The organism is Rhodoferax sp. (genome assembly GCF_028689305.1).
Lineage (GTDB): Bacteria > Pseudomonadota > Gammaproteobacteria > Burkholderiales > Burkholderiaceae_C > Rhodoferax.
The window spans coordinates 4,178-10,570 of the sequence record NZ_JAQTWM010000105.1; the positions used below are offsets into that span (position 1 = coordinate 4,178).

A 6,393-nucleotide genomic window follows, 5' to 3' on the forward strand; every position below is an offset into this window, starting at 1 on the left:
GACCCCAGCGCGCTGGAAAACCCGTTCTACCGGATGTTTCCGGCCAGCTGGCTGATACCGGCGGTCATACTGGCCACACTGGCCACGGTGATCGCCTCCCAAGCCGTCATTTCTGGCGCCTACTCCCTGACAAAGCAGGCAGTGCAGCTGGGTTTGTTGCCGCGCATGCAGGTGTTCTACACCTCGACCAGGGAAGCGGGGCAAATCTACCTGCCCAGCGTCAACTGGCTCTTGCTTGGGGCGGTGTTGCTGGTGGTCTTCGGCTTTGGCAGCAGTTCTGCCATGGCCTCAGCCTACGGCATCGCTGTTACCGTCACCATGCTGATCACCACGGCTCTGACCTTTTTTGTCATCCGGTATGGCTGGCGTTATTCCCTGCTCCTGGCCGCAGGTGCAACTTGCACGTTTCTGATCCTGGACCTGTTGCTGGTTGCGTCATGCGCCATCAAGTTCCTGCAAGGTGGCTGGTTTCCGCTGGTGCTGGGCGCAGCCATCTTCACCGTCATGGCCACCTGGCGGCGCGGGCGCGAACTGCTGATTGAAACGATTCGACGCGACGACCCAAGCCTGCTGCCTTTCATCACGACACTGTCTGCGGCAGACGTGCATCGGGTCCCACGCACTGCGGTTTACCCGGTGGCCAACCCGGCCACCGTTCCACAGGCGTTGATGCACAACCTCAAACACAACCAGGTTTTGCACGAACGCAACCTGATCCTCACCGTCGTTTTCCATGAGGTGCCCTGGATTGCCTACGCCCAGCGCGTGGAGGTGCAGGCCCTGGCGCCGGGGTTTTGGCGTGTGCAGATCAACTACGGATTCAAGAATGCACCTGACATTCCCAAGGCGCTGGAGTTATGCCAGAGCCAGGGCCTGGCTCTGAATCTGTTTGAAACCTCTTACTTTCTGAGCCGGGAGATTGTGGTTCCCACCAAAGGCACGGGCATGCCCCCCTGGCGTGAAGCCCTGTTTGCCCTCATGTCGCGCAACGCAGGCAGTGTGGCCGACTTTTTCCGGCTGCCCAACAACTGCGTGATTGAGCTGGGAACCAGGGTACAGATCTGAGCATGTGTCCGGCATTGCGGTCAGGCAACAACATTCAGTATCACCACCCCCACGGTGATGAAGGCCATGCCCAGCATGGCAGCCCAGCTCAGAGTCTGACCAAACACCAGCCAGCCCACCACTGAAATCAACACAATGCCTACGCCGGACCAGATGGCATACACAATCCCCATCGCAATGCTGCGCAAGGTGAGTGACAGGCAATAAAACGCCACCACGTACCCCGCCACCACCACCAGGGATGGCACCAGCTTGGTAAAGCCATCCGAAGCCTTCAGCGCGGAGGTAGCAATTACCTCCGAGACAATCGCAATCGCCAGATAAATCCACTGCATAAGTCCCTCAATAGGCCAGGCCTGCCCCAACCTTGCATGGGACCGCGCAGGCGGTCATCCATTAAAAACGGCCTGAACCCACATCAGCAGGCTAGGCCGTTGGCGGTGGGTTCGTCTGAAATCAGTGTAACGGCACGCCGGTTTTGCTCTGCAACTCTTCCATGGTCACACCCGGGGCCAGTTGCACCACCTTGAGTCCATGCGGCGTGACATCCATCACTGCCAGGTCGGTGATGATGCGGTCAACCACCCCGACCCCAGTCAGCGGCAAAGTGCACTCAGGCAGGATCTTCAGGTCAATCGTGCCATCTTTTTTCTTGGCCACGTGTTCCATCAACACCACAACGCTTTTCACGCCGCCCACCAGGTCCATGGCACCGCCCATGCCCTTGACCATTTTGCCCGGAATCATCCAGTTCGCCAGGTCACCCTTGTCACTGACCTGCATGGCCCCCAGAATGCTCAAGTTGATCTTGCCACCGCGAATCATGGCAAAGCTGTCGTGGCTGCCGAAAATGCTGGAGCCGGGTATGGTCGTCACGGTTTGTTTACCAGCATTGATCAGGTCGGCGTCCACCTCATCCTCGGTGGGAAACGGGCCAATGCCCAGCATGCCATTTTCACTTTGCAGCCAGACTTCGATGTCGGGCGACACAAAGTTGGCCACCAGCGTGGGCAAACCGATGCCCAGGTTGACGTAAAAGCCGTCCTGCAATTCCTTGGCCGCAATGGCCGCCATCTGGTCGTGTGTCCAGGCCATGATCAAACTCCTGCTTTCTGGGTAACGGTGCGCTTTTCAATGCGCTTCTCGGGCGTGGCATTGAGCACGATGCGATTGACATAAATGCCAGGCAAGTGGACCGAATCCGGGTCGAACGTACCGGTTTCGACAATTTCTTCCACTTCGACCACGGTGATCTTGCCGGCCATGGCCACCGCCGGGTTGAAGTTGCGTGCGGTACGCCGAAACAGCAGGTTGCCACTCTTGTCGGCCTTCCAGGCCTTGACCAGCGAGACATCCGGCACCAGCGCGTGTTCCAGGATGTAGGCACGGCCATCAAACACACGGTTCTCCTTGCCCTCGGCGACCGCCGTTCCGACACCGGTGCGCACATAAAACGCCGGGATACCGGCGCCACCGGCGCGCAGCCGCTCGGCCAGCGTGCCCTGCGGGGTGAATTCCAGTTGCAGTTCACCGGCCAGATACTGGCGCTCGAATTCCTTGTTTTCACCCACGTAGCTGGAGATCATCTTTTTGATCTGGCGGGTTTCCAGCAACTTGCCCAGGCCGAAGCCGTCCACGCCGGCATTGTTGGAAACCACCGTCAGGTCCTGCACCCGGCTGTCGCGCAGCGCGTCAATCAGTGCCTCAGGGATGCCACACAGGCCAAAACCGCCCACCGCGAGCAGTTGCCCGTCCCTGACAATGCCTTGCAGCGCAGCCGCTGCCGAAGGGTAAATCTTGTTCACGCCGAATTCTCCTGATAGTCGAAACTGGCGCTAGCATACTACCTAGCCAACTACGTAGTTTTTCGTAAAGGACAAACCCTAAGTCATGGACATCGACTATCGTCTGGCCTTCGAGATGGCGCCCGTGGGCCTGGCACTGTCACGCAACCGCACCATGGTCGACTGCAACCGTCATCTCTGCGAGATGTTTGGCACCACGCGCGAACAGCTGGTGGGCCAGTCGTTCCAGGTGCTCTACCCAAGTGCGCAGGAGTTTGAACGCACCGGCCAGCGTATTGCCCCCATCCTGAACCGGCAGGGTACCTACGCCGATGACCGCATCATGAAACGTGTGGATGGGCGCTTCAAGGGTGAAACTTTCTGGTGCCACGTGACGGGTCGGGCACTCAACCCGCAAGCGCCACACGAGGCCGGTATCTGGACTTTTGAAGACCTGAGCGCCAGCCGCCAAGTGCTGGCCGAGTTGACCGCCCGCGAGCGGGAGGTCGCCGCCCACCTGATGGATGGCCTGACCAGCAAGGAAATTGGCCGGGCGCTGAACATCAGCCACCGTACTGTGGAGATTTACCGCGCCACATTGATGCGCAAATACCAGGCCACCAACACCGGTGATCTGGTGCACAAACTGCTGGCTGGCCAACGGTCATGACACCGTGCCCACCCCGATGATTGCATCCAAAACACAGGTTTTGCTGGCCTTCCTGACAGAGCTGTATCAGAATCGGCGTGGGTTGGCCTGCCGTCGGCCCACATCAATTGCAAGGAGGTCACCATGGTCACAACACCCAAGAAGTCCAGCGCCGCCACCACCAGCAAGCCTGCGCCGAAGAAAACCGCAGCGACCAAAACGGTGGCATCCCCCAAACCAGCAGTCAAGCGGGTGAGCGCCGCCAGAACCAAGCTCAAGGCATCCACAGCACCAACGCCTGTTCTCAGCACGGAACAGCGCAACCACTATGTATCGGTCGCCGCCTTCTACATTGCCGAGCGACGCGGTTTCACGCTGGGCAACCCGGTCGATGATTGGCTGGCGGCCGAGGCAGAAGTTGACCGACTGATTGCCAGCGGCCATTTTGCGGTCTGAGCCAGGTTAACTGACCACCTCGCGCATCCACTGCGGCAACTCGATGGCTTTCTGCTTGGGGAAATCCACCCAGATGGCAGTGGCACCACCGGCGGCATAAATCACGCCCGGCTGGTCAGCCATTTCCATGGTGGTCCAGGTTTCAAACGTGGTCCGCCCCGGGTCACTGGTGTACATCCTGGCCAGCACCTCACCCGGGTATTCGAGTTGTTTGTAAAAATTGCAGAAGGCGTTGACGATCACCGGACCCTCGCCCAGCGGGTTGGGCATGGCACCCACTGCACGCATCCAGTCAATCCGGATCGTCTCCATGTAGCGAAAGTACGTGGTGTTATTGACATGCCCCATGGCATCCATGTCGCCCCAGCGAATGGGCATCGTCAGTTCAAACACCAATTTTTTCTGCTCGGGAACTTCCAGTTTCACGTACACCTCCTGCGCATGTTGGTTGTCTGGTCCTGTTTGATTCGAATGTCAGCGATGCGCCCGGATGGAGGCCACGATTCCCAAGGTGAACAACACCGCCGCCAGCCACTGCGAGGCGTCGGGCCAGGCCCCGTCCCAAACAAACGAGTAAAACAAGGCAAACAGGGTTTCACTCACAATCAGCTGACCACACAGGCTGACACTCAGGCGTTGGCTCGCCTTGTTCCAGAGAATACTGGCAGCCCAACCTGAACCAATCCCTGTTGCTATACATGCAATAGCAGCCAAGGCTTTATTTTCCTGGGCTAGAAGTGTTTTTGGCTCTGAACCCGCGAGTAACCACAGCAACAGCGCCCCGACACCCGTGGCAATGCCCAGCCAGTTGGCCCATTCGGTGGCACTGACCTCTGGATGACGCTTGAGCCAGGCCGCGTTGAGCAGCGCAAAACCGGTCCAGCTGGCCATGGCCGCCATCGCCAGCACCACCCCCCACCAGAAGTTCCTGCCAGCCAACGGCAACTGCCCGGCATTGGCCAGCGAGGCCTGCATCATCAGCGCCAGACCGGCGGCCGTCAACACCAGCCCAGGTGCCAATGACGACCACGTCAGGCCCTGCGGCTTACCCAGCAACATGACCCAGATCGGAATCGTGCCAATGATGAGCGAGGGCACGGCCGCGCCAGCCGCCCCAATGGCCTGCGCCAGCAACAGGTAATAACCGGTGGCCCCCAGCAAACTCATGCCCAGCGCGGTAGCGGCCTGACGCCAGGTCGGCCAGGTGTGGGAGCGCCAGCCCAGAGCCATCACCAGCGCAGCCATGACCCCGTAACTGACAAAACGCCCTGCCGTCAGGTCCACCGATGACAGGCCAGGCGTCATGCGCGGCACCACAAACACCAGGCCCCACAAGGCGCCAGCGCCAAGTCCGGCAGCAATGCCCGACCAGGACAGACGGTGATCCACCACCGTCACATTAAACCCCGAAGCCGTCGTCCGCAGAAATCACCGCACCGTTGATAAAGTGGCTCTGGTCCGAACACAACATCACCAGCAGCGCATCCAGATCCTGCGGCTGGCCGACCCGCTTGCGCGGCAACATCTGCATCAGCTTCTGGCCGGCTTCAGTCTGCCAGTGCTGGTGATTGATCTCGGTATCGATATAACCGGGGCAGATCGCATTGACGTTGATGCCAAACTTGCCCCACTCCAAGGCCATGGCCCGGGTCATCTGGACCACCGCGGCCTTGCTCATGCAATACACCCCGATCTTGGGGATCACCCGCAGACCGGCCATGGAAGCCACGTTGATGATGCGTCCACCCGTGAAACTGCCAGGTGCCGCCCCCTGAGCCCGCGCCAGCATGCGTTTACCGACCTCCTGGGCCACAAAAAAAGCACCCTTGACGTTGGTGCCAAACATGAAGTCATAGTCATGTTCGGACACATCCTGTAGACGCTGGGTGGTACTGACACCCGAGTTGTTGACCAGAATGTCGATCGAGCCGACCTCGGTCTCGGCATGGGCCACGGCGGACTTGATGGAATCGTGGTCAGTCACGTCCAGTTCAATCACGTGGGCGTCGCCGCCTTCACCATCAATCTGGGCCCGCAACTCCTTGAGTTTCTCAACGCGCCGACTGGCCAACACCACAGCGGCACCGGCAGCTGACAGGGTGCGCGCAAACTGCGCCCCCAAACCGCTGGAAGCGCCGGTGATCAAAGCCACCCGCCCCGATAAATCCATGCTGTATGCCATGTTTGACTCTCCTGTGTAAATAGAACGATCGTTCTATTATGTGTAAAACGAACCCTAAAATTGGTTTTTATCCCAGACAATCGGCGCCATCGGTTCAAGCGCCCTACCCCATTCATTATCAAGCGAGACGCACCATGACCCCTCAGGACATCCTGACCCAATTTGGCCCCCGTGAAACCATGGACTACGACGTCGTGATCGTTGGCGGCGGCCCCGCCGGCCTGGCCAGTGCCATCCGGCTCAAACAACTGGCCGCA

General features: G+C 59.4%; 9 protein-coding genes. 3 read left to right on the forward strand and 6 right to left on the reverse strand.

All coding sequences use genetic code 11. From position 1 onward, the window contains the following. The coding region (locus PHW99_RS16210) for a KUP/HAK/KT family potassium transporter (RefSeq protein ID WP_300179944.1) at positions 1-1,065 on the forward strand (1,065 nt) is incomplete at its 5' end. A gap of 20 nt (positions 1,066-1,085) precedes the next feature. Here PHW99_RS16210 and PHW99_RS16215 read toward each other — a convergent pair. The 3 genes from PHW99_RS16215 to PHW99_RS16225 all read right to left on the reverse strand — a co-directional run bounded on the left by PHW99_RS16215 (position 1,086) and on the right by PHW99_RS16225 (position 2,870). Next, positions 1,086-1,400 carry a multidrug efflux SMR transporter gene (locus PHW99_RS16215; protein WP_300179947.1) on the reverse strand — a complete coding sequence of 105 codons (315 nt, stop codon included), beginning with the start codon at positions 1,398-1,400 and terminating at the stop codon, positions 1,086-1,088. 121 nt (positions 1,401-1,521) lie between these two features. Beyond that, positions 1,522-2,160, reverse strand: a complete 639-nt coding sequence (locus tag PHW99_RS16220; protein WP_300179950.1) for a 3-oxoacid CoA-transferase subunit B — start codon at positions 2,158-2,160, stop codon at positions 1,522-1,524. A gap of 2 nt (positions 2,161-2,162) precedes the next feature. After that, positions 2,163-2,870, reverse strand: a complete 708-nt coding sequence (locus PHW99_RS16225) for a CoA transferase subunit A (protein ID WP_300179953.1) — start codon at positions 2,868-2,870, stop codon at positions 2,163-2,165. 85 nt (positions 2,871-2,955) lie between these two features. Here PHW99_RS16225 and PHW99_RS16230 point away from each other — a divergent pair, with 85 nt between their 5' ends. Both PHW99_RS16230 and PHW99_RS16235 read left to right on the forward strand, forming a co-directional pair. Continuing rightward, positions 2,956-3,519, forward strand: a complete 564-nt coding sequence (locus PHW99_RS16230) for a LuxR C-terminal-related transcriptional regulator (protein WP_300179956.1) — start codon at positions 2,956-2,958, stop codon at positions 3,517-3,519. Between the two features lie 123 nt (positions 3,520-3,642). After that, the gene (locus tag PHW99_RS16235; RefSeq protein ID WP_300179958.1) at positions 3,643-3,954 is read left to right on the forward strand and encodes a DUF2934 domain-containing protein; all 312 of its coding nucleotides are present in this window, start codon (positions 3,643-3,645) and stop codon (positions 3,952-3,954) included. A 6-nt stretch (positions 3,955-3,960) separates the two neighbouring features. Here the strand turns inward: PHW99_RS16235 and PHW99_RS16240 are convergent, their stop codons facing one another. Genes PHW99_RS16240 through PHW99_RS16250 form a run of 3 tightly spaced genes read right to left on the reverse strand, consistent with a single transcriptional unit; the run spans position 3,961 to position 6,136 of the window. Next, positions 3,961-4,380 carry an acyl-CoA thioesterase gene (locus PHW99_RS16240; protein ID WP_300179961.1) on the reverse strand — a complete coding sequence of 140 codons (420 nt, stop codon included), beginning with the start codon at positions 4,378-4,380 and terminating at the stop codon, positions 3,961-3,963. A 48-nt stretch (positions 4,381-4,428) separates the two neighbouring features. Continuing rightward, positions 4,429-5,343, reverse strand: a complete 915-nt coding sequence (locus PHW99_RS16245; protein ID WP_300179965.1) for a DMT family transporter — start codon at positions 5,341-5,343, stop codon at positions 4,429-4,431. Positions 5,344-5,353: 10 nt separating this feature from the next. Then, entirely contained in the window at positions 5,354-6,136 is a 783-nt protein-coding gene (locus tag PHW99_RS16250; protein WP_300179968.1) for an SDR family oxidoreductase, read from the reverse strand. Between the last annotated feature and the right edge of the window lie 257 nt (positions 6,137-6,393).

Bases quoted from the DNA above. Each gene is read 5' to 3' on its own strand.
- PHW99_RS16230 (WP_300179956.1), top strand. From the start codon at position 2,956: ATGGACATCGACTATCGTCTGGCCTTCGAGATGGCGCCCGTGGGCCTG.
- PHW99_RS16235 (WP_300179958.1), top strand. From the start codon at position 3,643: ATGGTCACAACACCCAAGAAGTCCAGCGCCGCCACCACCAGCAAGCCT.
- PHW99_RS16220 (WP_300179950.1), bottom strand. From the start codon at position 2,160: ATGGCCTGGACACACGACCAGATGGCGGCCATTGCGGCCAAGGAATTG.
- PHW99_RS16215 (WP_300179947.1), bottom strand. From the start codon at position 1,400: ATGCAGTGGATTTATCTGGCGATTGCGATTGTCTCGGAGGTAATTGCT.
- PHW99_RS16250 (WP_300179968.1), bottom strand. From the start codon at position 6,136: ATGGCATACAGCATGGATTTATCGGGGCGGGTGGCTTTGATCACCGGC.